Annotated in this window: 21 protein-coding genes; 14 read left to right on the top strand and 7 right to left on the bottom strand. The window is 68.9% G+C overall.

Annotation, left to right across the window (positions count from 1 at the left end; genetic code table 11):
* Positions 1-10: 10 nt before the first annotated feature.
* A complete protein-coding gene (locus C7416_RS14705) occupies positions 11-1,186 on the top strand; it encodes a vWA domain-containing protein (RefSeq protein WP_111519607.1) in 1,176 nt (391 codons plus the stop codon).
* 107 nt (positions 1,187-1,293) lie between these two features.
* Here C7416_RS14705 and C7416_RS14700 read toward each other — a convergent pair whose 3' ends face one another.
* The gene (locus C7416_RS14700) at positions 1,294-2,202 is read right to left on the bottom strand and encodes a LysR substrate-binding domain-containing protein (RefSeq protein WP_111519606.1); all 909 of its coding nucleotides are present in this window, start codon (positions 2,200-2,202) and stop codon (positions 1,294-1,296) included.
* A gap of 130 nt (positions 2,203-2,332) precedes the next feature.
* On the opposite strand from C7416_RS14700, the gene C7416_RS14695 reads away from it, so the two are divergent.
* The 3 genes from C7416_RS14695 to C7416_RS14685 all read left to right on the top strand — a co-directional run bounded on the left by C7416_RS14695 (position 2,333) and on the right by C7416_RS14685 (position 5,269).
* Positions 2,333-3,319, top strand: a complete 987-nt coding sequence (locus C7416_RS14695) for a tripartite tricarboxylate transporter substrate binding protein BugE (RefSeq protein ID WP_111519605.1) — start codon at positions 2,333-2,335, stop codon at positions 3,317-3,319.
* A 14-nt stretch (positions 3,320-3,333) separates the two neighbouring features.
* The gene (locus tag C7416_RS14690; protein ID WP_111519604.1) at positions 3,334-4,221 is read left to right on the top strand and encodes an N-formylglutamate amidohydrolase; all 888 of its coding nucleotides are present in this window, start codon (positions 3,334-3,336) and stop codon (positions 4,219-4,221) included.
* 250 nt (positions 4,222-4,471) lie between these two features.
* On the top strand, positions 4,472-5,269 hold the full coding sequence (locus C7416_RS14685) for a BspC domain-containing protein (RefSeq protein WP_146604280.1): 798 nt from the start codon (positions 4,472-4,474) through the stop codon (positions 5,267-5,269).
* Between the two features lie 196 nt (positions 5,270-5,465).
* Here C7416_RS14685 and C7416_RS14675 read toward each other — a convergent pair whose 3' ends face one another.
* Entirely contained in the window at positions 5,466-6,599 is a 1,134-nt protein-coding gene (locus C7416_RS14675) for a M14 family metallopeptidase (RefSeq protein WP_111519603.1), read from the bottom strand.
* Positions 6,600-6,637: 38 nt separating this feature from the next.
* On the bottom strand, positions 6,638-7,423 hold the full coding sequence (gene yaaA / locus C7416_RS14670; RefSeq protein WP_111519890.1) for a peroxide stress protein YaaA: 786 nt from the start codon (positions 7,421-7,423) through the stop codon (positions 6,638-6,640).
* 49 nt (positions 7,424-7,472) lie between these two features.
* On the opposite strand from yaaA, the gene C7416_RS14665 reads away from it, so the two are divergent.
* Together C7416_RS14665 and C7416_RS14660 are read left to right on the top strand one after the other, a co-directional pair.
* Positions 7,473-8,021 (top strand): PIN domain-containing protein, encoded by a 549-nt coding sequence (locus tag C7416_RS14665; protein ID WP_111519602.1) that lies wholly within the window; start codon positions 7,473-7,475, stop codon positions 8,019-8,021.
* Positions 8,022-8,094: 73 nt separating this feature from the next.
* Positions 8,095-9,267: a pyridoxal phosphate-dependent aminotransferase gene (locus tag C7416_RS14660; protein WP_111519889.1), complete on the top strand. Its 1,173-nt coding sequence runs from the start codon at positions 8,095-8,097 to the stop codon at positions 9,265-9,267.
* A gap of 69 nt (positions 9,268-9,336) precedes the next feature.
* On the opposite strand, the gene C7416_RS14655 is transcribed toward C7416_RS14660, so the two are convergent.
* Positions 9,337-9,978 carry a glutathione S-transferase gene (locus tag C7416_RS14655; protein WP_111519601.1) on the bottom strand — a complete coding sequence of 214 codons (642 nt, stop codon included), beginning with the start codon at positions 9,976-9,978 and terminating at the stop codon, positions 9,337-9,339.
* Positions 9,979-10,165: 187 nt separating this feature from the next.
* On the opposite strand from C7416_RS14655, the gene C7416_RS14650 reads away from it, so the two are divergent.
* From C7416_RS14650 to C7416_RS14630, 5 genes are all read left to right on the top strand, one after another.
* Positions 10,166-11,689 carry a 3-hydroxyacyl-CoA dehydrogenase gene (locus C7416_RS14650; RefSeq protein ID WP_111519600.1) on the top strand — a complete coding sequence of 508 codons (1,524 nt, stop codon included), beginning with the start codon at positions 10,166-10,168 and terminating at the stop codon, positions 11,687-11,689.
* Between the two features lie 56 nt (positions 11,690-11,745).
* Positions 11,746-12,525: an oxepin-CoA hydrolase, alternative type gene (locus C7416_RS14645; protein ID WP_111519599.1), complete on the top strand. Its 780-nt coding sequence runs from the start codon at positions 11,746-11,748 to the stop codon at positions 12,523-12,525.
* Between the two features lie 73 nt (positions 12,526-12,598).
* Positions 12,599-13,327 (top strand): histidine phosphatase family protein, encoded by a 729-nt coding sequence (locus tag C7416_RS14640; protein ID WP_111519598.1) that lies wholly within the window; start codon positions 12,599-12,601, stop codon positions 13,325-13,327.
* A 56-nt stretch (positions 13,328-13,383) separates the two neighbouring features.
* On the top strand, positions 13,384-14,460 hold the full coding sequence (locus C7416_RS14635) for a phosphotransferase (RefSeq protein WP_111519597.1): 1,077 nt from the start codon (positions 13,384-13,386) through the stop codon (positions 14,458-14,460).
* Between the two features lie 137 nt (positions 14,461-14,597).
* Entirely contained in the window at positions 14,598-15,329 is a 732-nt protein-coding gene (locus C7416_RS14630; RefSeq protein ID WP_240988153.1) for a hypothetical protein, read from the top strand.
* Between the two features lie 91 nt (positions 15,330-15,420).
* On the opposite strand, the gene ggt is transcribed toward C7416_RS14630, so the two are convergent.
* Entirely contained in the window at positions 15,421-17,301 is a 1,881-nt protein-coding gene (gene ggt / locus C7416_RS14625; RefSeq protein ID WP_111519595.1) for a gamma-glutamyltransferase, read from the bottom strand.
* Positions 17,302-17,505: 204 nt separating this feature from the next.
* On the opposite strand from ggt, the gene C7416_RS14620 reads away from it, so the two are divergent.
* From C7416_RS14620 to C7416_RS14610, 3 genes are all read left to right on the top strand, one after another.
* Positions 17,506-19,224 carry a vWA domain-containing protein gene (locus C7416_RS14620; protein ID WP_111519594.1) on the top strand — a complete coding sequence of 573 codons (1,719 nt, stop codon included), beginning with the start codon at positions 17,506-17,508 and terminating at the stop codon, positions 19,222-19,224.
* A 76-nt stretch (positions 19,225-19,300) separates the two neighbouring features.
* Positions 19,301-19,927, top strand: coding sequence for a sigma-70 family RNA polymerase sigma factor (locus C7416_RS14615; RefSeq protein WP_111519593.1), 627 nt, complete (start codon positions 19,301-19,303; stop codon positions 19,925-19,927).
* Positions 19,924-21,087 (top strand): hypothetical protein, encoded by a 1,164-nt coding sequence (locus tag C7416_RS14610; protein WP_111519592.1) that lies wholly within the window; start codon positions 19,924-19,926, stop codon positions 21,085-21,087. Before C7416_RS14615 ends, C7416_RS14610 begins: the two co-directional genes overlap by 4 nt.
* Positions 21,088-21,106: 19 nt before the next feature.
* Here the strand turns inward: C7416_RS14610 and C7416_RS14605 are convergent, their stop codons facing one another.
* Complete coding sequence (locus tag C7416_RS14605; RefSeq protein WP_240988152.1) at positions 21,107-22,285, bottom strand: CAP domain-containing protein; 1,179 nt, start codon at positions 22,283-22,285, stop codon at positions 21,107-21,109.
* Positions 22,286-22,598: 313 nt separating this feature from the next.
* Positions 22,599-23,537 (bottom strand): LysR family transcriptional regulator, encoded by a 939-nt coding sequence (locus C7416_RS14600; protein WP_111519590.1) that lies wholly within the window; start codon positions 23,535-23,537, stop codon positions 22,599-22,601.
* Between the last annotated feature and the right edge of the window lie 28 nt (positions 23,538-23,565).

Raw genomic sequence — 23,565 nt, 5'->3', positions numbered from 1 at the left:
GCGAGGCCCCATGCTGATCGATTTCTTCTTCTCGCTGCGCCACGCCAAGCTGCCAGTGTCGGTCAAGGAATACCTGACCATGCTGGAAGCGCTCAAGGCGCAGGTCATCACGCCCTCCATCGACGAGTTCTACTACCTGTCGCGGATGACGCTGGTGAAGGACGAGAAGCACTTCGACAAGTTCGACCAGACCTTCGCCGCCTACTTCAAGGGCGTGGAGAGCCTGGTCGACTGGAAGTCCGACATCCCGCTCGACTGGCTGCAGAAGACGCTGGAGCGCGAGCTGTCGCCCGAGGAAAAGGCGAAGATCGAGGCCATGGGCGGCCTCGACAAGCTGATGGAGCGCCTCAAGCAGCTGCTCGAGGAGCAGAAGGAAAAGCACGAGGGCGGCAACAAGTGGATCGGCACCGGCGGCACCTCGCCGTTCGGCCATGGCGGCTACAACCCAGAGGGCATCCGCATCGGCGGCCCGTCCAAGGGCAACCGCACCGCGATCAAGGTGTGGGAGGCGCGCGCCTACAAGGACTATGACGACCAGGTCGAACTGGGCACGCGCAATATCAAGGTCGCGCTGCGCCGGCTGCGCCGCTTCGCCCGCGAAGGCGCCGACACCGAGCTGGACCTCGACGACACCATCCATTCCACCGCGGCCAACGCTGGCCTGCTCGACATCAAGCTGCGGCCCGAGCGCCACAACAAGGTCAAGGTGCTGATGCTGATGGACGTGGGCGGCTCGATGGACGACCACATCAAGCGCGTCGAGGAACTGTTCTCGGCCACCAAGACCGAGTTCAAGCACCTGGAGTATTACTACTTCCACAATTGCCTGTACGACTACGTGTGGAAGAACAACCGCCGCCGCCACGCCGAGAAACTGGCGACGTGGGACCTGCTGCACAAGTACACACCCGACTACAAGATCATCTTCGTCGGCGACGCCACCATGAGCCCGTACGAGATCCTGCAGCCGGGCGGCTCGGTCGAGTACAACAACGCCGAGGCCGGCGCGGTGTGGCTGAACCGCATGACCGAGCAGTTCCCGCACTTCGTCTGGCTCAACCCCGAACCGGAAGGACTGTGGCAGTACCGGCAGTCGATCACGGTGATCAACCAGCTGATGAAGGGACGGATGTTCCCGGTCACGCTGGCGGGGCTAGAGCAGGCGATGAAGGTGTTGTCGAAGTAAGACTTGAAACGCGCAACGCGCGCCGCAGCCAACGCCGCCCGAACAAGGCTCCCCTCGCCCGCTTGCGGGAGAGGGGAGCAAACCACCGGCATGCTGGAACCTGCCCCTCACCCAGGCCGTGCCAGGTCCGCCCCCTCCATCACCCACGCCCTGAACGTGCGCAACGCCGGCAGGTGCTGCTTCTGCTCCGGATAGCACAGGTAATAGCCCTTCTTGGCCAGCACCTGCGCGGGATGCGCCACCACCAGCGCGCCGCTGGCCAGCTCTGCCTCGATCAGGCAGCGCGGAATCAGCGCGATGCCCAGCCCCGACAGCGCCGCCTGCGTCAGCAGGGAAAACTGGTCGAAACGCGCCCCGCTCCAGGCGTCGCGCGTGGGCAGGCCCAGCGTGGCGAACCAGTCGGGCCAGGCCTCGGGCACGGTGGTGTGGTGCAGCAGCGGGTAACGCAGCAATGCCGCCGGCGTCGGCGCGACGCCATCGGGCTCGGCCGCCAGCAGGCCCGGCCGGCATACCGGCAGCACCTCGCGGCCGGTCATGTAGTCGGCCAGGCTGCCGGGCCAGACGCCATCGCCGAAGCGGATCGCGGCATCGAGATCCGGTTCGGAGAAATCGTAGCCCTGCGCGTGCGGCACGAACTCCAGCGTTACCTCCGGATGCCGCGCGAAGAACTGCGGCAGGCGAGGGATCAGCCACTTGGCGCCCAGCGTCGGCATGCTGGCGATATGCAGCACGCCGCCCCGCCCTTGCCCCGCCATCAGCTCCACCGTGGCCGCCTCAAGCTCGTTCAGGCTGGGCGCGATGCGCTCGAGATAGCGCTCGCCGGCGGGGGTCAGCACCAGCCGCTGGCGCACCCGCTGGAACAGCTCGACCCCGAGGTAGGCCTCGAGGCTGCGCACCTGCTTGCTGACCGCGCCCTGCGTGACATGCAGCTCGCGGGCGGCTACGGTAAAACTATTGTGTCGCGCCGCCGCTTCGAAGGCGTGCAACTCGGTCAGCGACGGACATAGGCGTCGCATAAATCACCTCTACTTCACGACCAAATGGAATGAGCTAGGGATTTTATTTCGTTTGCGAGGGTCCTGCTTGCACGAGCAGAATCGTGAAAACGCCTTTGTCTCTTCCTTGATACCTTTCGCCACGAAAATCATGCAACGTCGCCACCTGCTCCGCGTCCTGGCCGCCGCCTCGGCCGCCCTCGCCACCGGCCTGTCGTTCAGCGCCGCCGCCCAGTCCGGCTATCCGACCAAGCCGATCACGCTGGTGGTGCCGTTCCCGGCGGGCGGCACCACCGACATCGTCGCGCGCATCGTCGCCGACAAGCTCGGCCAGCAGCTGGGCCAGGCCGTGGTGGTCGATAACCGCGGCGGCGCCGGCGGCAGCATCGGCACCACCTTCCTGTCCAAGGCCGCGCCGGACGGCTATACGCTGGGCATCGCCACGGCCTCGACCCACGGCATCAACCCGGCGGTGTACCCGCGCCTGTCCTACGATGCCACCAAGGACTTCACCACCATCACCAACCTGGCCTCGGTGCCGAACGTGATGAGCATCCACCCGTCGGTCAAGGCCACCGACATGAAGTCGTTCATCGCGCTGGCGCAGGCGCAGCCGGGCAAGCTGGCCTATGGCTCGGCCGGCAACGGCAGCGTCTCGCACATGATGGGCGAACTGTTCAAGCTGAGCAGCAAGACCGAACTGCTGCACGTGCCGTACAAGGGCGTGGGCCCGGCGCTGAACGACGCGCTGGCCGGCCAGGTGCAGGTGCTGTTCGACAACCTGCCGTCGTCGCTGCCGTTTATCGAGGGCGGTAAGCTGCGCGCGCTCGCAGTGGCGGCACCCAAGCGCGTGGCCGCGCTGCCCAATGTGCCGACCTTTGCCGAACTGGGCCTCGGCGAAGTCAACGACGCCGCCTGGTTCGGCCTGATCGCGCCGGCCAACCTGCCGGCCGACCTGCAGAACAAGCTCCATGCCGCCGCGGTCAAGGTACTGGCGCTGCCGGAGGTCAAGGCCAAGCTGGAGAAGCTCGGCGCGACCCCGGTGGGCGACACCCCGGCGCACTTTGCCGCGCAGATCAAGAGCGAAGTGGCCAAGAACAAGCGCGTCGCCGCCGCCGCCAAGATCTCGCTCGACTGAACGCACCGCACACCATGACCGACACCGACCGAACCAGCGCGGACAGTCCGTTCTGCCTGTACCAGCCCGAGGGCGAGCCCGCGGCGCTGTTCCTGGACTCGCCGCACAGCGCGACCACCTACCCGACGGACTTCCGCCCCGATCCGGCGCTGCCGCTGCCGCTGCTGCGCCAGGCCGAGGACACCTTCGTCGACGAGCTCTACGCCGGCGCCCCGGCGCGCGGCATCCCGCTGCTGTGCGCGGGCTTTCCGCGCAGCTACCTCGACGCCAACCGCGCGCTCGAGGAAATCGACGAAGCCCTGCTCGACGCGCCGTGGCCCGGCGCCAGGCAGGAGACCGCCAAGACCCGGCTGGGCAAGGGCCTGGTCTGGCGCGTGCTCGACACCGGCGAAGCCATCTACGACCGCAAGCTGAGCGTGGCCGAGGTGCAGGCGCGCATCGAACGCTGCTACCTGCCCTACTACGCGCAGCTGCAGAAGCTGGCCGAGCGTGCCGTCGCCAGCCATGGCAGCGCCTGGCATATCAACTGCCACTCGATGCCCAGCCACGCCGCGCCGTTCGCGACCGAATTCCCCGGACTGGAGCATCCGGATTTCGTCGTCGGCGACCGCGACGGCACCACCTGCGACAAGCGCTTCACCGACCGCGTCGAAGGGCTGCTCAAGGAGATGGGCTACGAGGTCTGGCGCAACCACCCGTACAAGGGCGTCGAGATCGTGCGCGTGGTCGGACAGCCGCAGGCCGGCCGCCACAGCCTGCAGCTTGAGGTCAACCGCAAGCTCTACATGGACGAGACCGGCCTCACGCATACCGCCGGCTTTGCCAAGCTGCGGCATGACCTGAACAGCCTGCTGGACGAACTGCTGCGCTTTACGCGCGCGATGCCGTCGCGCGTGGCCTGAAAACCGCTGCGATCCCGGGCCCGGCTGCGCCGCCGGGGTTCGCTTCGGAAACCGCGGGCCCGCGCCGGGATCACTTCGCGCGGGCGTTAGCGTGTCGGCCAGGCTTTAGAAGAATGGGTAACAAGATTTAGGAACTTTGGCAGATGGGTTTCCTCTATCATGGCAATCCTTTGCGAACCCATCCTGGCTGCCGGCCCCTGACGCCGGCGGGCAATCCCAGGCAAGCACACACGCTCACAACGCTAACACCGTGATCCGACGAATCTCCGCAATGCTCGGCAGCCGGCTGCGCATGGTGGCCGCCGCCGTAGCCGGTGCGATCGCGCTGGCAGGCTGCGCCAACCTGCCGGACGAAGCCGCCGGCACCGCCGCCAGCCCGGCGCCTGCTCCTGCAACCGCCACACCCGCACCGGTACCAGCCCGTCCCGCAGCTCTCCCCGCCCCGGCCGCTTCCGCTTCGCCTCCCACCAAGACCATCAACCTGCCCGACCGCGGCCGCGTCAGCCTGTCCGAGTACCGCGCGCGCATGCGCGAACAGCTGATGAAGACCGAGAACGCCAGCAGCGACGTGGCCGACTGCGCCGCCCACGCGAGCTGGGTGGTGCCGCGCTCGGCCACCTACGATGCGCTGAAGATCCCTACCGGCGCACTCGCCGCGGGACAGGCCACCACCGAACCCTGGAGCGGGCGTTTCTCGCCGGGCAAGCAGGCCGTGCCGGTCAGCTCGGTAGTCACCTTCGCCGCTACCGCGCACAAGCGCAAGGGCAGCGAAGACTGGCAGCCGGTGAAGGTGCGCTGCGGCTATGACGACGGCATGATGCTGGCGTACGAGCTGCTCGACAGCAGCGGCGCCACCATCAGCGAGCCCGCCGCGGCGCCGGCGGTACCCACCGCCACGCGCACCTCGGCCAGCAAGAGCCGCAAGGGGGCCAAGGGCAAGAGCACGGCGTCGAAGTCCGGCAAGGCGTCGGCATCGAAGTCCGTGAAGTCGAGCTCCGCCAAGTCTACGTCGGCGAAGGCGAGCAGCAAGAGCAAGAAGAAGCAGTAGGCGCAGCAAGACAGCGCACGCCGATGCGGGCGCTGGCTGGCTCCCCTCTCCCGCTTGCGGGAGAGGGGCTGGGGGAGAGGGCAGGCGCACGGCAAGCACGATGACGCTTCACTCCGTGGAAGCTCCGGCCCTCTCCCCCGCCCCTCTCCCATAAATGGGAGAGGGGAGAAAACCACTAGCGTGCCGATGCCTCGGCTCAGCCCAGATAATCCAGTATCGCCTGCAGCATCGCCGTTCCCAGCAGCGCACTGCGCGCGCCATTCCAGCCGACCGCAGGATCCGGCAGGTCGGCGTTGTCCTTGAACGGCATCTCCAGCGTCAGCGCCAGGCAGCCGAAGGTATGGCCGATGTACTTCGACGCCAGCTTGAGCGCGTCGGCGTTGTACTTGCTGGCCGCATAGCCATGCACGTCCTGGAAGTCCGGCGACGCCCGCTTGAAGGCCTCGATAAAGCGCTGCTGGTCGCGCCGGCGCGCTTCGGTGAAGCCGGGCAGCATCTCGCTGCCGGCGACGAAGTTGTACGGCAGGCCCTCGTCGCCATGGATATCGAAGAACATGTCGCAGCCGCTTGCCTCGATCGCGCGGCGCACGTGGTAGACCTCGGGGCTGGTATCCGCGCTCGGCGCCATCCACTCGCGGTTCAGGTTGGCGCCCGCGGCGTTGGTGCGCAAGTTGCCGCGCGCCGAGCCGTCGGGGTTCATGTTCGGCACGATATGGAACACCGCGCGCTCGAGCAGCTTGCGCGCGACCGGGTCGCCCGCCCACACGCCGGTGCCGGTCAGCCGCTGCAGCACGCCCTCGACGAACCACTCGGCCATGCTTTCGCCCGGGTGCTGGCGCGCAATCATCCAGATGGTCGACTTGCCGGGACCGGGCGCGCCGATGGTGACGCGCGTCATGTCGCGCCCGTCGACGGTGCTGCCGAGATGCGACAGCCGCGCCAGCGGCGAGCGCTGGCAGCTTGCCAGCAACGACAGGTGGCGCTCGTCCGGATACGGCTCGAAATACGCGAACCAGATGCTGTCGTGCTCGGGCGTGACTTCCACCGTCATCACCTGGCCGTCGAAACGCGTCGGCACGCGGAACCAGTTGGCGCGGTCGTACGACGCCACCGCGCGGTAGTCGCGCCAGCCGTCCGGATAGGTGCAGTCGCCCGCGTTCAGGAAATGCATGCGGCAGGCCTGCCCGGCCGCGCCCTGCAGCCGGAAATGGAACCACTGGCGGAAGTCGGCATGCGAATCGGCACGGATGCGCAGGCGGATATCGTCGGCGCGGTCGAGCGCCTCGACCTCGATGGCACCGGAATCGAAATGCGAAGAGATATGCAGCATGGCTGGCGGTCTCGTGGCGATGGGTTCAGGACGCGTGGTCAGTCTTCGAGGCGACGGCGGAACACCCAGCGGGTCGCGTCCGAGGCCGCCTTGTCGAAGGCATAGCCGTCCTCGGCGAAGCGCTTGAGTTTCTCCGGCTCGGTCACGCGGTGCGCCACGGCGTAGCGCGCCATGGTGCCGCGCGCGCGCTTGGCGTGGAACGAAATGATCTTGTAGCGGCCGCCCTTCCAGTCCTCGAACACCGGCGTGACGATGCGCGCCTGCAGCACCTTGGGCCGCACCACCTTGAAATACTCTTCCGAGGCCAGGTTGATCAGCACCGGCGCGCCCTCCTGCTTGAGCTCGGCCATATCGGCGTTGAGCAGCTGCGTGACGTCGTCGCCCCAGAACGCGTACAGGTCCTTGCCGGCGGCATTGTCCAGGCGCGTGCCCATTTCGAGCCGGTACGGCTGCATCCAGTCCAGCGGGCGCAGCACGCCGTACAACCCGGACAGGATGCGCAGGTGCTTCTGTGCAAAGCCAAGCTCGTCGGCCGACAGCGATTTCGCCTCGAGGCCGTCGTAGACATCGCCGTTGAAGGCCAGCACCGCCTGCTTGCTGTTGGCCGCGGTGAAGGTCGGCGACCAGTCGGCGTAGCGGGTCACGTTGAGCACCGCGAGCTTGTCGGAGATGTCCATCAGGGCGCCCACGTCCTGCGGCGCAAGCCGGCGCAGGCGCTCGATCAGCGCGGCGGAACGGTCGATGAAGCGCGGCAGCGTGTGGGTCTTGATGCGGGCGGGAGTCTCGTAGTCCAGCGACTTGGCGGGAGACAAAACGATGAGCATGGCAAAATCGCGGCAGTAGCCAAGGACAAACAAGCCCAGATTGTAGCGAATGCGCCTCGACACCACCGCAACCATCCTGCCCGCCGGCACTGCCGGGGACGCCGGCCGCCCCGCCGGCATCACATCCGCGCCGCGCGTGGTGCTGGACTCCAATATCTGGGTCGACCTGCTGGTGTTCCGGGATCCGCACGTCGAGCCGATCCGCGCCGCGCTGGAAGCCGGCACCATCGCCCCGGTGATCCGCGCGGACTGTCGCGAGGAACTGCGCCGGGTGCTGGCCTATCCGCAATTTGCCCGTTTTGAAGTCGATATCGGCGCCGCGCTCGCCACCGTCGACCGCCTCGCCAGCCTGGAGGCGGCGCCGCCGCAGGCCGACTGCGACGCGCTACGCCTGCCGCGTTGCAAGGACACCGACGACCAGAAGTTCGTCGAGCTGGCCCACTTTGCCGGCGCCGCCTGCCTGGTGTCGAAGGACAAGGCCGTGCTCAAGCTGCGCAGCCGCCTGCGCCGCAGCAGCGGCGTCGAAGTGATGACGCCGCCGGCATTCGGCGCCTGGCTGGCCGCGCTGGGCCCGGCCACGGCGGCCGATCCGCTTTAGAATGGCGGCTCGCGGCACCGCCCTGCGCTGCCGCACGCCTGCCTACCGTTCCTACTGCATTGACTCGCGCTCTATGTCCGCAGACACCACGCTCGCCCCCCTGACGCCGCCGCCGTCGCGCCTGCCCAACGTCGGCACCACCATCTTCACCGTGATGTCGGCGCTCGCCGCCGAAAAGAATGCGGTCAACCTGGGCCAGGGCTTCCCCGACTTCGACTGCGACCCGAGCATCGTCGATGCCGTGGCCGGTGCCATGCGCGCCGGCCATAACCAGTATCCGCCGATGGCGGGGGTGCCGCGCCTGCGCCAGGCCATCGCCGCCAAGATCGCCAGCCTGTATGGCCACCAGTACAGCTGGGACAGCGAGATCACGGTGACCGCGGGCGCCACCCAGGGCATCCTGACCGCGATCCTGTGCGCGGTGCATCCGGGCGACGAGGTCATCGTGCTGGAGCCGTGCTACGACAGCTACCTGCCCGCGATCGAACTGGCCGGTGCCACCGCGGTGCCGGTCGCGCTGGAAGCGCCCGCGTTCCGCGTGCCCTTCGACAAGCTCGCCGCCGCGATCACGCCGCGCACGCGCATGATCCTCGTCAACACGCCGCACAACCCCACCGGCACGATTTGGCGCGCGGGCGACATGGACCAGCTGGCGCAGATCCTGGCCGGCACCGACATCCTGCTGCTGTCGGACGAGGTCTACGAACACATGGTCTACGATGGCCAGCCGCATGAATCGGTGTCGCGCCATCCAGAGCTGGCGCGCCGCAGCTTCGTCATCTCGAGCTTCGGCAAGACCTATCACGTGACCGGCTGGAAGGTCGGCTACGTCGCCGCGCCCGCCGCGCTGATGGCCGAGTTCCGCAAGGTGCACCAGTTCAACGTGTTCACGGTGAACACGCCGGTGCAGCACGGCCTGGCCGACTACATGGCCGATCCGGCGCCCTACCTGCAGCTGTCGGCGTTCTACCAGGCCAAGCGCGATTTCTTCCGCGCCGGGCTGGCGGGGTCGCGCTTCAAGCTGCTGCCGTCGGACGGCACGTATTTCCAGTGCGTCGATTATTCCGCGATCTCGGACCTGAGCGAGGCCGACTTCGCCATGTGGCTGACGCGCGAGATCGGCGTGGCCGCGATCCCGGTCTCGGCCTTCTACTCGCAGCCGCGCGAATCGGGCGTGGTGCGGTTCTGCTTTGCGAAGAAGGAAGAGACGCTGGCGCTGGCGCTGGAGCGGTTGGCGAAGCTCTGAGATGAAACGGAAACGCCCGCGGATCGCGGGCGTTTTTTTCTTGTGGGGGCGGTTTGCTCCCCTCTGCGCTTACTTCCTCCGGCTCATCATCAGCTCGGTATTCGCCTTGCGGTCGGCATTGACCTTCTGCACCGACTCGCGCTGCGACAGCGTCTTCAGGTAGTCCTTGACCGGCAGTTCCGCCAGCATGTCGGTGCCGTAGATGATCTTGGTGCACGACGACACCAGCGGCAGGTGCACCGCGGCGGCGCAATCGGCCAGCGTGAAGCGGTCGCCGGCGATGTAGGGCGAGAATTTCGCCAGGCTGGCGAAGGCGGGGATATAGCGGCTCAGCAGCTTGTGCTGGCGCTCCTTGACGCCGTCGCTGACCTTGCCGCCAAAGAAGGCTTCCGCGTACAGCTCTCGCGCGGTCAGCTCCAGGTAGAGCTCCAGGAACACGATGATCTCGCGCACCTTGGCCGCCTGGTACGGATCGGCCGGCAGCAGCGGCGTCTGCGGGTAGGCCGCCTCCACGTATTCGGCGATGGCCTCGGACTCGCACAGCGGGCCGGATTCGGTGATGATGTAGGGCACCTTGCCCGCGGGCGTCGCCGACGGGTCGGTCTCGCCGATCCAGGCCAGCACCTCTTCGAACGGCACGTTCTTTTCCAGCAGCGCCAGCTTCACTTTGTTGTAGTAGTTGCTGGCGGCAAATCCGCAGAGCTTCAGCATGTCGTCTGTCTCCGTTATGGGAATGGTCCCCGCATCGCATGGCGTGGAACGGGGGATTGTGGACCATCCGGCGTCTGCAGTGAACCGGCTGGCCGATCAGCGCACGCGGCCTGCCCCGCCGGTCTGTCGCGGAAGGTGCAAAAAACGTACGATCGTGCTAATTTAACCACAACTTTTGGGACGAATGATGAGCACTTTCACCATCGATACGCTGGGTATCGTCGGCACCGGCGCCATGGGCCGGGGCATCGCGCAGATCGCCGCGCAGGCAGGCCTGACCGTCAACCTGTACGACGCCAACCCGCAGGCGGTGGAAGCCGCGCGCAAGTACCTGCAGGACACGCTGGCCAAGCTCGCCGACAAGGGCAAGCTCAGCGCCGCCGACGCCGAGGCCACGCTGGCCCGCGTCAAGCCGTGCGGCGCGCTGGAAGACCTGGCCGGCTGCGACATGGTGCTCGAAGCCATTGTCGAGAAGCTGGAGGTCAAGCGCGACCTGATCGCGAAACTGGAAGCGATCGTGCGCGAGGACGCCATCATCGCCTCCAATACCTCGTCGCTGTCGATCACCGCGATCGCCGTCGGTTCGAAACATCCGGACCGCATCGCCGGCTACCACTTCTTCAACCCGGTGCCGCTGATGAAGGTGGTCGAGGTCATCGACGGCCTGTCCGGCAACCCGGCGGTGGGCGACGCGCTGATGGCGCTGTCGCGCCGCATGGGCCATACGCCGGTGCGCTGCAAGGACATGCCGGGCTTTATCGTCAACCATGCCGGCCGCGGCATGAATATCGAAGGCCTGAAGGTCGCGCAGGAAGGCGTGGCCGGATTCGCCGACATCGACAACATCATGCGCGAGCAGGCCGGCTTCCGCATGGGTCCGTTCGAGCTGATGGACCTGACCGGGCTGGACGTGTCGCACCCGGTGATGGAATCGATCTACAACCAGTTCTACCAGGAGCCGCGCTACCGTCCGTCGCCGATCACCGCGATCCGCGCGGTCGGCGGGCTGATCGGGCGCAAGGCGGGCGCCGGCTTCTATGCCTACGCCGATGGCCAGAAGCAGGTGCCGGCCGCCGCCGCGGTGCCGGGCGCGCGCCCGTCGAGCGTATGGGTCAGCCACGCCAGCGAGCGCGGCCATGCCATGGTCACCAAGCTGCTGGGCGCGCTCGGCGTGACCCCGGAAGGCGGCAACCAGCCGTCGGCCGAGGCGCTGATCATCGTCACGCCGCTAGGCCTGGACGCCACCACCAGCGCGCTGCAGCAGGGCCTGGACCCGGCCCGCACCGTTGCTATCGACACGCTGCTGCCGTTCGAGGCCACCAAACGCCGCACGCTGATGACCACGCCGGCCACCAGCGCCGCTGCGCGCGATGCCGCGCACGGCCTATTCGCCAGCGACGGCGTGCCGGTCACGGTGATCCGCGACTCGGCCGGCTTCGTGGCCCAGCGCGTGCTCTGCTGCATCATCAATATCGCCAGCGATATCGCGCAGCAGCGCATCGCCACGCCGTCGGATATCGATCTCGCCGTGAACCTCGGCCTCGGCTATCCGAAGGGCCCGCTGGCACTGGGCGACGCGGTCGGCCCGCAGCTGGTTCTGGAGACGCTGCGCAACATGGAAGCGCTGACCGGCGACATGCGCTACCGCCCGAGCCCGTGGCTGTGGCGCCGTGCCGGCCTGGGCCTGTCGCTGCTGGCCGAAGAGCAGTAACCGGTCCGCCGTCCCAGCCTCCCGGCCTCCCGCCCGCCCCCACCGAGCCCCCGCCCATGCCCGCACAGCTGCTTTCCCGCCGCGTCGATTCGACGCTGGTGCTGACCATCTCGAACCCCGAGGCGCGCAATGCGCTGCACCCGGACATCTACGCAGCCTCGCAGCAGGCGCTGGAACAGGCCGCGGTGGATGACACGCTGCGCGCGGTCATCATCACCGGCGCCGATGGCATTTTCTGCGCCGGCGGCAACCTGAACCGGCTGCTCGGCAACCGCAGCCAGCCGCCCGAGGTGCAGGCCGCCAGCATCGCGCTGCTGAACGGCTGGATCGAGTCGCTGCACGCCTTTCCCAAGCCGATCATCGCGGCGGTGGAAGGCGCTGCCGCGGGCGCGGGCTTCTCGGTGGTGCTGGCGTGCGACTTCGTGGTCGCGGCCAGCGATGCGAAGTTCGTGATGGCCTACGTGTCGGTGGGCCTGACCCCTGACGGCGGCGGCTCGTACGAGATCGCACGCGCGCTGCCGCGGCCGCTGGCGAGCGAGCTGATGATGGAAGGCAAGCCGGTCGACGCCGCCCGGCTGGCGCAGTTCGGGCTGGTCAACCGCGTCACCGAGCCGGGCCAGGCGCTGGACGAAGCGCTGCGCCTGGCATCGGGCCTGGCGCGGCAGTCGCCGCACGCGGTCGGCCGCATCAAGGCGCTGATCAACCATGCCGCCACCGCGTCGCGCGCCGAGCACCTGCTGGCCGAGCGCGACAGCTTCGTCGCCGCGCTGCATCACCCCGACGGCGGCGAAGGCATCAGTGCCTTCCTGGAGAAGCGCAAGCCGCAGTACCGCTGATCCGCACGGGCGGATCATCAGCACGGCGAGCCCGCGCAGACGGGCATGCCGGCACAATGCAAGGAGACCACGCATGGAATTGCCGCCGTCCTCGCGTCGCCGCATCTACCTGATGCGGCATGGTGCGGTTTCCTACTTCGACGACGCCGGGCGCCGCACCGCCCTGCCCGAGCTGGTGCCGTTGAACGAGACCGGCCGCATGCAGGCCACCGCCGCCGGCCGCGCCTTTGCCGCGGAGCAGATCCGCTTCGACCGCGTCATCGTCAGCGGGCTGCCGCGTACCGTGGAGACCGCGCAACGCGTGCTGGCCGAGCTGCGAGAGATGGACGGCATCGTCCCCGAAGTCTGGCCCGAGCTGCAGGAAATCCGCGGCGGCGACCTGTCCGCCATTGCCGATGAAAACCTGCGTGACGCCTTCGTCGGCGCCTTCGAAGGCGAGGTGCCGGAACACAAGCGCTTTCTCAACGGCGAGACCGTCGGCGCCTTCCTGGACCGCGTGCTGCCCGCACTGGCGCGCCTGCGCGACGACCCCGACTGGGATACCGTGCTGATGGTGCTGCATGGCGGCACCAACCGCGCCATCCTGTCGCAGGCCATCAGTTGCGGACGGCGCGTGTTCTTCGGCTCGCTGCTGCAGACCGCCGGCTGCATCAATGTGCTCGACATGGGCGACGGGCCGCTCGACTGGGTGGTGCGCATGACCAATTACTCGCCGCCGACGCCCGTGCACAGCGGCTCGCGCCACACCACCATGGAAGTGCTGCTGCACCAGTATTTGCGCGGACGCCAGCCGGCCGGCTGAGGTTCCCCGCCCCCGATTTCCTTATCGAACCCGAACAGAAAACCAACGGAGACAGCATGACCAGCAACGTATCGCACTTCGAAGGCACGCGCCCGGTGGCCGACCAGCAGCGTTTCGACACTGCGGCGCTCGAGGCCTGGATGCGCCAGCACGTGGAGGGCTTTGCCGGCCCGCTGACCGTGGAGCAGTTCAAGGGCGGCCAGTCCAACCCGACCTTCAAGCTGGTCACGCCGGGACAGACCTACGTGATGCGCGCCAAGCCCGGCCCCAAGAGCAAGCTGCTGCCGTCGGCGCACGCGATCGAGCGCGAGTACCGCGTGATGGCCGCGCTGGCCGGCACCGATGTGCCGGTGGCGCGCATGTACGCGCTGTGCGAGGACGAGTCCGTGATCGGGCGCGCCTTCTACATCATGGAATTCGTCGCGGGCCGCGTGCTGTGGGACCAGTCGCTGCCCGGCATGGGCACGGCCGAGCGCAGCGCCATCTACGACGAGATGAACCGCGTCATCGCCGCGCTGCACTCGGTCGACTACAACGCCATCGGCCTGGGCGACTACGGCAAGCCCGGCAACTACTTCCAGCGCCAGATCGAGCGCTGGACCAAGCAGTACAAGCTGTCCGAGACCGAGTCGATCCCGGCCATGGATTCCCTGATGGACTGGCTGCCGCAGCATATCCCGCAGGAAGACGCCGACCTGACTTCGATCGTGCATGGCGACTACCGGCTCGACAACCTGATGTTCCACCCGACCGAGCCGCGCGTGCTGGCGGTGCTGGACTGGGAGCTGTCGACGCTGGGCCACCCGATGGCCGACTTCAGCTACCACTGCATGAGCTGGCATATCGCCCCGGGCCAGTTCCGCGGCATCGCCGGCCTCGACTTCGCCGCGCTCGGCATCCCCGATGAAGCCAGCTACCGCCGCCTGTACGAGCAGCGCACCGGCCGCCCCATCACCGGCGACTGGAACTTCTACCTGGCCTTCAGCATGTTCCGCATCGCCGGCATCCTGCAGGGCATCATGAAGCGCGTGGTCGACGGCACCGCCTCGTCGGCGCAGGCCACCGACGCGGGCAAGCGCGCGCGGCCGATGGCCGAGATGGGGTGGGAGTATGCGAAGAAGGCGAAGGGCTGAGGGCTGAGCGGTTCCATTCCCACGCCCCTGCAAGCCTGAAGGCTTGCAGGGGCGTTTTCTTTTCGGCGCGGCAAAGCACGGCATAATCGCCAGAATCCACAGAAACACCAAATCAAAGGATGTTCTGGCTTTGCTACTTGCTCCCTGCCGCCATTGCAGCATCGAAGGTGTGGTCAGACTATGGCGCCCTCGCCGGCCTGGCCACCCTGGTGGCAGTGCCTGCCGTGCAGACGGTCTTGCTGTTCTGGCTAGCGGACCGTACCAACGGCACGCTCGCCACTGCCCCCGCCAACGAGACACTGCGCCAACGGCTCGAAGTGCCACTCCAGGTCGGAGAAAAGGCACGGTTCAAGCGACTTTTCCTGACGGATGAAGCGGAAGGCCGGCGTGAAGGCACCCGCCGCCTCTATGAGGACCTGCTGGCGACGATCGGGCAATACCTGGACGTCGAGTCGGGTGGCGAGGGTTCCGACGCCGCGATGGTTTCCTGCATGGATCTGGCCGACCAGCACGATGCGACGACACCCGCTGGCGATTCGCTTGTGGTGTTCCGCTCGCGAGACCGCGCATGGTCGGGCTTCCGCTTCGACGACGATAGCTTCCGCTTCCCCTACTGGTCGATCTCCACAATACGCTTCACGGAGATTCTCCCCGCCAAGGGCGGCGGCTACTACGCGGTAACCCTTGAGTTCAAGGTTCCTGCCAGGAACCGGCCGCCGGGAACGAGCGCCGGGGCCTGGCGGTCGAGCGGATTCGAACTGTTGTTCGACTACTCGGCATCACGCTCCGATGCCGTCACTGCCGCGTTTGTCGAGATTGCCGGAATTCTTGGCGCGAAGTATGAGTACCAGAGCTATATGAACGTTTAGCAGCCGATGCCGGGGGCCAGACGGCGACGACTGGACCTGTGGCATCCCGCAGCGCCCAGTCGTTGTGAAGTCGCGCACGCCCCGGCTTCGCTCAATCCCCCAGCGCCACTCCCTCCCGCCGCGGATCCGCTCCCCCGGCCCACACCGTCTTCCCATCCGGCCCCTGGCGGCGCACGATCGCCTGCGTGCCGCTGGTCATCTCGATCGCCGTCACCTGGTGGCCGCGCGCCTGCAGTGCCTGCACCAGCCCCGGCGAGACCAGGCCCTGCTCGACTTCGGTCGGGCCGTTGCGGCTGCCGAAGTTGCCCATGCCGATCGCCGCCTGCGGGTCCAGGTTCCAGTCGAGCATGCCGACCAGCGCCTTGGATACGTACTCGATGATCTGCGAGCCGCCCGGCGAACCGACCGTTGCCACCAGCTGGCCGCTCTGGCGGTCGAACACCAGCGTCGGCGCCATCGATGAGCGCGGGCGCTTGCCCGGCTGCACGCGGTTGGCCACCGGCTTGCCGTTTTCGCTGGGCACGAAGGAGAAATCAGTGAGCTGGTTGTTGAGCATGAAGCCGCGCACCATCAGATGCGAGCCGAAGTACGACTCGATCGTGGTGGTCATCGAGATGGCGCCGCCGCGGTCGTCGACCGCGACGATCTGCGAGGTGGAAACGCGCGGCGGCGAGCGGTCCGGCGCGTAAGCCACCGTGGCGCCGGGTGGCGTGCCCGGCTGGGCCTTGCCCATGCTCTGCTCGCCGATCAGTTCGGCGCGCGCGGCGAGGTAGGACGGGTTGACCATGCCGCTGACGTCGACCGGAACGAAATCCGCATCGGCGACGTACAGGCCCCGGTCGGCATAGGCCAGCCGGTCGGCTTCGGCAATCGCATGGACGGCGTCGGGATGGGCTTCGAGCTGCGCCGGCGTGTTCACGGGCTGCGGCTTGAGCGCCGCGAGCGCGTACTTGGGGTTCCTGGTTTCCAGCGCCTGCAGCGTGCCGAGAATCTGCGCGATGGCGATGCCGCCCGACGACGGCGGCGGCATGCCGCAGACCTTGTAGCGCTTGTAGTCGGTGCACACCGGCACGCGCTGCTTGGCGCGGTAGCTGCCGAGGTCGGCCAGCGACAGCGAGCCGGCATTGCTGCCGCCGTTGACCTTGGCGACGATGTCGCGCGCGATCGGGCCGCCGTAGAGCACGCCTGCGCCGCGCCGGGCAATGTCGCGCAGCGTCTGCGCCAGCTTCGGGTTCTTCAGCACCGTGCCGGCCGGCTTGGGCTTGCCCTGGGCATCGAGGAAGTACGCCGCCATCTCCGGCGAATTGGCCAGGAACTTGTCGGCCGCGACCTGCGTGTAAAGCCGCTGCGAGATCGGGAAGCCCTTCTCCGCCAGCTCGATGGCCGGCTGGAACAGCCTGGCCCAGGGCAGGCGGCCGTGCTTGCGGTGGACCATCTCCAGCGCGCGCATCACGCCCGGGGTACCGACCGAGCGCCCGCCGATCTGGGCCTCGCTGAACGACATCGGCTTGCCGTCCGGGCGCATGAACAGGTTTTCCGTGGCACCGGCAGGAGCGGTCTCGCGGCCGTCGAAGGCCTGCACGTTCTTGCCGTCCCAGTACATGATGAAGGCGCCGCCGCCGATGCCGGTGGCCTGCGGCTCGACCAGCGTCAGCACCGCCTGCATGGCGATGGCGGCGTCGATGGCCGAGCCGCCCTGGCGCAGCATCGCGCGTCCGGCCTCGGTGGCGAGTGGATTGGCCGCGGCTGCCATATGGCGCTGCGCGTAGACCGTGGCCATGCCGGGGCGGTAGCCGGAGGCCACCTCCGGCGCCGGCGGCAGCGCCGCGGGCGGAGTCGCTGCTGCCGGCGTAGTGGAGGCGGCCGGGGTGGCCGTGCTTCCGCCCGGACTACCGCAGGCACCGAGCAGCGCCGACAGGGCCAGCGCCAGCGCGCCGCGCCACGCCATCGAAGTGAGGTCAGGGTGAGCCATGCGAGATCTCCGGCAGAAGGATCCAACGATTGTAGTGGCGATCCGGGCATCCCGCGAGGACGGAAGTCTTGCGCGCGCCTCATCCAGCCCGGGCACCGGGTGGTGAAAAATTTTTCGCCCTATTAACCCCGCCGGTCCGCGTGGCCCGTTACATCGACAGGCCGTCACGCCGGCGCCCCGCCCGCGGCCTTCCAGGAGAACAACATGCAACCACGCGCACCGGTCCTTCTTTCCAGCCTTGCCGCCACGCTGGCGCTGGCACTGGCCGCATGCGGCGGCCCTTCGCGGCCACTGCCCGAACAGACCTCCCGGCCCGTTTCGCCAGCGATTGCTCCGGCGCCGCCTGCCGACCGCGACCACGCCGCCAGGGCAGCGCAGTCCAAACCCGTCGCGGAAATGCACAGCATCGAACCGCACGCCACACTGGCAATGCCGCACCCCTACGCTTTGCCGGCACCCGCGCCGGAGGAGCGCGAACGCTACGGCGCCATCGACGAGAACGGTGTCCGGCTGGTGGCACAGGCACCGGTGTCCACCTTCAGCATCGATGTCGATACCGGCAGCTACAGCAATGTGCGGCGCCTGCTCAATGCCGGCCGCGTGCCGCCGGCCGATGCCGTGCGCGTGGAAGAACTGCTGAACTACTTTCCCTATGACTACGCGCAGCCCGCCGACGGCCGCCCGTTCGCCGTGCACACCGCACTGGCGCCAGCGCCCTGGCACCCGTCCAATGTGCTGCTGCGCATCGGCATCAAGGGCAAGGACGTGGCCAGCGGCGCGCTGCCCGCGGCCAACCTGGTGTTCCTGGTCGACGTATCGGGCTCGATGAACGCGCCGGACAAGCTGCCGCTGCTGAAGTCCTCGCTCAAGCTGCTGGTGAACCAGCTGCGCGCGCAGGACCGCATCACGCTGGTCACTTACGCCGGCAGCACGCGCGTGGCGTTGCCGCCCACGCCGGGCAGCGACAAGGCTGCCATCGGCGCGGCCATCGACCAGCTGGTGGCGGGCGGCAGCACCGCCGGCGCCAGCGGCATTGCGCTGGCCTACCAGGCCGCGCAGCAGAGCTATATCGCCGGCGGCATCAACCGCGTGCTGCTGGCCACCGACGGCGACTTCAACGTGGGCGTGACCGACTTCCGCCAGCTCAAGAGCATGGTCGAGGACAAGCGCAAGTCGGGGGTGTCGCTGTCGACGCTGGGCTTCGGCACCGGCAACTACAACGAGCAGCTGATGGAGCAGCTGGCCGATGCCGGCGACGGCGCGTACTCGTACATCGACAACCTGATGGAAGGCAACAAGGTGCTGGTCAGCGAGATCAGCTCGACGCTGGCGACGATTGCGCGCGACGTGAAGATCCAGGTCGAGTTCAACCCGGCCACGGTGACCGAGTACCGGCTGATCGGCTATGAAAACCGCATGCTGGCGCGCGAGGATTTCAACAACGACAAGGTCGATGCCGGCGATATCGGCGCGGGCCATACCGTGACCGCGCTGTACGAGCTGACGCTGGCGGGGCAGCCCGGGCTGGTCGACCCGCTGCGCTACCAGCGCGCGGCGCCGGCGCCGGGGCGCGATGGCGAGCTGGCGCATGTGCGGCTGCGCTACAAGCTGCCGGCGGCCGGCACCAGCCAGTTGCTCGATGTCACCGTGGCGCGGCAGGCGCTGCGCCCGCTGGCGCAGGGCGACGACGACTTCCGCTTTGCCGCGGCGGTGGCCGGCTTCGGCCAGGTACTGCGCGGCGGCAAGTTCACCGGCGACTGGCGCTACGCCGACGCGCGCGCTCTGGCGCAAGGCGCGCGCGGCGCCGACCGCTTCGGCTACCGCGGCGAGTTCGTCAAGCTGGTGGACCTGGCGCAGAGCCTGGCCACCGCAACGCCGGCCGCCTCTCATGGCGGCGCACCGGCCGGGCATGCGGCGCGCTGAGCCACACCTCGGCGCGCCGCCGCCGCAGGGTGGCGCGGACTGTCGCGCCGCCCCGCGCTCTCCTATACTCGGGCGCATGCAGGCCTTTGCCCCCGCCCCATCCGCTGCGCCATCCGCTGCGCCCGCCGACGCGCTGCGCACGCTGCCCGACCACGACCTGATGCTGCTGGTCGCGGGCGGCATCATCGAGCAGCCGGTCACCGAGCTGTTCCGCCGGCATAACGCTGGCCTCTACAACTACCTGGCCTGGCTGTGCCAGGGCAATACCGGCGAAGCCGAGGACCTCGCGCAGAAGACCTGGGTCAAGCTGATGACCCGCTGCGGCGACTACCAGCCGAGCGCGGCGTTCCGCACCTTCCTGTTCCAGATCGCGCGCAATGCCTGGCTCGACCAGGTGCGCAGCGCCGATGCGCGCCAGCGCGACGCGCTGGACGAACACCTGCCCGAGCTGCCCACCGACGACCTGTCGCCGGAAGCCGAACTGCAGCTGCGACAGCATGCCCAGCACGTCCACCGCGCGCTGCTGCAGTTGCCGGTCGCGCAGCGCGAAGTGGTGGTGCTGCGCTTCTTCAGCAATATGAGCGTCGAAGAAATTGCCGCAATGCTGGGCGAGAAGTTCGAGACCGTGAAGAGCCGGCTGCGCTATGCCTTTGCGCGCCTGCGCGCGGACCTGGCCGGCAGCGTGCCGGAGTCGGGGCCATGAGCGCGGGCCACGCCGCATCGCAGGCGGCCGAACGTTTCATCGCGGGCGAGGACCGGCTCTCGGCCCTGCTGAAAGCACTTCCGCCCTACCCGCCGCCGGCGGCACTGGAAGCCGCCGTGCTTGCGGCCGCGCGCGCCGCGCAGGAGGAAGCCGGGCGCCACCAGGCCGACGCCGCGGCCCTGCCCTTTGCCGCGCCGCCGGCGCTGGCCGCGGCCGTGCTGGAAGAAGCCGCGCGCCTGCAGGCGGCCCAGTCGGCGCGGCGCGATGCGGTGCTGGCACGCGTGGCCGCCGGCGCCGCCGCGGAGGACGTACTCGGCGCGCGCCTCGGTCCGGATGCGGCGGCGTGGCTGCGGGCACAGGCTGCGGATTCGACACGAAACGCCGCACCATCCTCCATGATGGAGCCGACCACGCATGCGGCGCGCACCCGCCGGTGGTGGCGTTCGCTCGGACTGGCCGCCAGCGTCGCGGCGGTGGCCGGGCTGACCACCAGCATCGTGCTGCGGCAGATCGACGATGGCGCGTTGTTGCCGACGGAAACGGCCGAGATGGCGGCGACCGAGATGGCCGCGACCGGGCCTGAGCCGGCAGCGTCGACGGCACCGTCGCCCAAACCCGCCCCGCCGGCCGCCAAGGCAGCGCCGCCCGCGGCCCGCCCGGCACCTCGCGCGGCGCCCGGCACGGACGCGGCCCGAAGCGCTCCGCGCGAACGCGCGCCGGACAGCGAGGCCCCGGCACCAGCGAGCCCGGCCGCGCCGCCGGCGCCGGCGATCGCTGCCGCGCCGCAGGCTCCCGCTGACGCAGCCATCGCAGAAGCCGCACCATCGGCGCCCGCGCCTTCCGCGCCGTCAACCTATGCTCGCAAGGCTGCCCCCGCGATGGCTTCGCGCGCACCGGCGGCGGCGTCCGCCCTGACCGTCTCGACCCATGACGATCCCGCGGCCGTCGCGACCCGCCTGGGCACGGCAGCGCCGCTCAGGCTGTGGGCAGCCGAGCCCGACCATGTGGAGATCCGGGAATGGACGCAACGGCTGTGGCAGGCGATGCCGGCGGGACAGCGCCCGCCGGTGCCGGTTGCGGTGCAGGCCGACCCGACCCTGGCGCCAGGCCAGGTGCGGATCGAGCTGCGTGGAGAGTTGCCGACAGGCACGCCGCAATGAGCGCGCCGTGGCGTGGTGGTCAGCGCGTGGTGAACGACCAGCTCAGGTCCACCGGCTGCGCGCCGAGCCGGCCCGTGACCCGCACGGTATAGCGCTGCTGGCTGGCCAGCGGCGCCACCGGCGTGCACACCGCCAGGCCGCGCGCCGCGCTGCTCAGGCCCGAGGAACGGCTGTCGACCTTGATGCAGTCGACATTCGCGCCTTGCGCATCGGTAATGGCGAAGTTGTCGGCATCGAACTGCAGCGAGGTGTTGATCGCCTGCAGCGACACCGGGTAACCCATGGTGCGGCTTTCATAGCCCGGCGCCGGATTGGGGCTCTCGGTGTTGACCCAGTTCACCGGCACGTCGCTCTGTCCATCGAACGGATAGGCCACCATCTGGTTGTCGCTGCCGCCCTTGACCCGGTCGGCAAGGTCGACGGTCTGGTAGTAGCTGGCCGAGGTGCCGCTGCCGTTGGCGCCCACGCGCTCGGCAAAGCCGCTGCCGGCCGAGCCATAGCTGCCCAGCAGCGCGGCGCGGTGGAACGGCGCGTCGACCAGGTCCGACACCAGTGCGTCCTTGGGCGACATCGACAGCTGCGCGTTGGCCACCGAGGTCCAGCGATTGGCGCCGGCCACCACTTCGGCGGTGGCATCGGTCGGATAGGCGGCCTGGATGCGCTCGTGGGCGGTAGCGCCGGTGTAGCCCGGATTGCCGCTGCTTTCGTCGTGCGTCAGCGTGGCGTTGGCCAGCATGTAGTCGGTATGCGCCTGCGCGGCGGCATTGAGCGGATCGCGCGCCGCCAGCGGCGGCAGGCCCACCTGCTCGCGGCGATAGTTGGCGTAGCACAGGCCGGCGCTGCGCGGCTCCTCCAGTACGCGGTAGTTGCTCACCGCGCCGCCGCGCGCCGGCAGCAGCGAGATGCCGCTGCCCGGCGCGGCGGCGGGAGCGGGACCGCTGACGGTGTAGCAGGCCCCGGCCGTGGTAGTGGTGGTGGCGCCGGTCGGGGAGGTCGGGGATGGCGACGTGGCTGCACCCTGGCCGCCAGCAGGCGCGCTGGCCTGTGCACCGGCCGGGGCCGACCCGCCAGGCGCGGCACCGGAGGTCGTGCCACCGTCGCCGCCATCGCCGCCGCCGCAGGCGGCCAGCGCCAGCGCCGCGGCGGTACAGAGCGTGGTCAGGGCCAGCGTGGTGTGCCGCGCGCGGCGCGGCGGCATGGAAGGGCAATCGGCAGGCAAGCGTTTCCCAATCATCGGTCTGAGTCGTCGTGGTGGAGTTCGGCGGATTGTTCTGCCCGGGGTCTGCCCGGGGGATCCGCGAGCGCGGACGGCCGGCGCGACAACCATCGCGGGCACCGTGCAGCACGGGCTCGCGCTGGCTCTGCCGGGGGCAGAAAGACCGGACGATGGTATGGGCCGGGACAGCGAGGGTCTAGCCCGCGAACAATTGCTTACGTGTGACCCGCGCGCGCCGCACCTGAATGGAATTCGAACGGAATACGAGCTGCGGCAGGGTTGCGGTCGAACGCCGTCAGCCCGCCACGGCCACGTCGGCCATGCCGCTGCCGAGCGAGGCCATCACCGCCATCAGCTGCTCGCGCAGCCAGCGATTGGCGCCGTCATTCTCGCCGCCCGCGTGCCAGTACAGGTGCAGCTCCAGCGACGGCACCTTGAACGGCAGCGACAGCAGCCGGTTGGCATAGGGCTCGTTGGCGATGCGCGCATAGCGCAACGGCAGCGTGGCCAGCAGGTCGGTGCAGCTGACCACGCGGCACGCCGCGGCGTAGTGCTGGCAGCGCAGCCGCACGCGCCGCGTCAGGCCCATGCGATGCAAGGCCTGGTCCTCCAGGCCGGCGCCGCGGCGGCGCGACGACACATGGACGTGCTCGGCCGCGAGGTAGCGCTCCAGCGTCAGCTCTTTCTTCACCAGCGGATGGTCGCGCCGTGCCAGCACCACCATCGGGTCGGCCATGAACGGCGCATGGTGGATCGCCGGCGACACCGGCAGCAGGATGTCGAGCGCGGCGTCGAGCGTGCCGGCCAGCAGTTCCGATTCCATCTCGCGCCGGTCGAAGCGGATCGCGGCAATCTCCACCTGCGGCGCCACCGCCGTGACGCGGCTCATCAGCGGCGGCAACAGCGTCGACTCGAGCGCGTCGCGCATGCCGATGGTGAAGCGGCGCACGGTGTTGGTGGGATCGAAGTGCGGCGTGTCCTGCAGCGTGCGCGCGAACGACTGCAGCGCGCTGCGCACCTCGGCCGCCAGCGAGCGGGCCAGCGGCGTGGGCGCCATGCCCTGCCCGCGCCGCTCGAACAGCGGATCGTCGAACAGCGTGCGCAGCCGTCCCAGCGCGTGGCTGACCGCCGGCTGCGTCAGGTTGAGCTGGCGCGCGGCCGCGGTGATGCTGCCTTCGCTGTAGATGGCGTCGAACACGACAAAGAGGTTGAGGTCGATGCGGGAGAGCTGCATGCTGGTGATTCTGGCACGGAATGCAGGG

This window comes from Cupriavidus phytorum, assembly GCF_003254285.1.
In the GTDB taxonomy this organism is placed as follows: Bacteria; Pseudomonadota; Gammaproteobacteria; order Burkholderiales; family Burkholderiaceae; genus Cupriavidus; species Cupriavidus phytorum.
Note: the sequence above shows the minus strand (reverse complement) of the source record. Positions and strands in the feature narration are given on the sequence as shown.

Bases quoted from the DNA above. Each gene is read 5' to 3' on its own strand.
- C7416_RS14690 (WP_111519604.1), top strand. From the start codon at position 3,334: ATGACCGACACCGACCGAACCAGCGCGGACAGTCCGTTCTGCCTGTAC.
- C7416_RS14675 (WP_111519603.1), bottom strand. From the start codon at position 6,599: ATGCTGCATATCTCTTCGCATTTCGATTCCGGTGCCATCGAGGTCGAG.
- C7416_RS14605 (WP_240988152.1), bottom strand. From the start codon at position 22,285: ATGCCGCCGCGCCGCGCGCGGCACACCACGCTGGCCCTGACCACGCTC.
- C7416_RS14695 (WP_111519605.1), top strand. From the start codon at position 2,333: ATGCAACGTCGCCACCTGCTCCGCGTCCTGGCCGCCGCCTCGGCCGCC.
- C7416_RS14615 (WP_111519593.1), top strand. From the start codon at position 19,301: ATGCAGGCCTTTGCCCCCGCCCCATCCGCTGCGCCATCCGCTGCGCCC.
- C7416_RS14650 (WP_111519600.1), top strand. From the start codon at position 10,166: ATGAGCACTTTCACCATCGATACGCTGGGTATCGTCGGCACCGGCGCC.
- C7416_RS14635 (WP_111519597.1), top strand. From the start codon at position 13,384: ATGACCAGCAACGTATCGCACTTCGAAGGCACGCGCCCGGTGGCCGAC.
- C7416_RS14600 (WP_111519590.1), bottom strand. From the start codon at position 23,537: ATGCAGCTCTCCCGCATCGACCTCAACCTCTTTGTCGTGTTCGACGCC.
- C7416_RS14640 (WP_111519598.1), top strand. From the start codon at position 12,599: ATGGAATTGCCGCCGTCCTCGCGTCGCCGCATCTACCTGATGCGGCAT.
- ggt (WP_111519595.1), bottom strand. From the start codon at position 17,301: ATGGCTCACCCTGACCTCACTTCGATGGCGTGGCGCGGCGCGCTGGCG.
- C7416_RS14700 (WP_111519606.1), bottom strand. From the start codon at position 2,202: ATGCGACGCCTATGTCCGTCGCTGACCGAGTTGCACGCCTTCGAAGCG.
- C7416_RS14660 (WP_111519889.1), top strand. From the start codon at position 8,095: ATGTCCGCAGACACCACGCTCGCCCCCCTGACGCCGCCGCCGTCGCGC.
- yaaA (WP_111519890.1), bottom strand. From the start codon at position 7,423: ATGCTCATCGTTTTGTCTCCCGCCAAGTCGCTGGACTACGAGACTCCC.
- C7416_RS14610 (WP_111519592.1), top strand. From the start codon at position 19,924: ATGAGCGCGGGCCACGCCGCATCGCAGGCGGCCGAACGTTTCATCGCG.
- C7416_RS14645 (WP_111519599.1), top strand. From the start codon at position 11,746: ATGCCCGCACAGCTGCTTTCCCGCCGCGTCGATTCGACGCTGGTGCTG.
- C7416_RS14655 (WP_111519601.1), bottom strand. From the start codon at position 9,978: ATGCTGAAGCTCTGCGGATTTGCCGCCAGCAACTACTACAACAAAGTG.
- C7416_RS14705 (WP_111519607.1), top strand. From the start codon at position 11: ATGCTGATCGATTTCTTCTTCTCGCTGCGCCACGCCAAGCTGCCAGTG.
- C7416_RS14620 (WP_111519594.1), top strand. From the start codon at position 17,506: ATGCAACCACGCGCACCGGTCCTTCTTTCCAGCCTTGCCGCCACGCTG.
- C7416_RS14665 (WP_111519602.1), top strand. From the start codon at position 7,473: ATGCGCCTCGACACCACCGCAACCATCCTGCCCGCCGGCACTGCCGGG.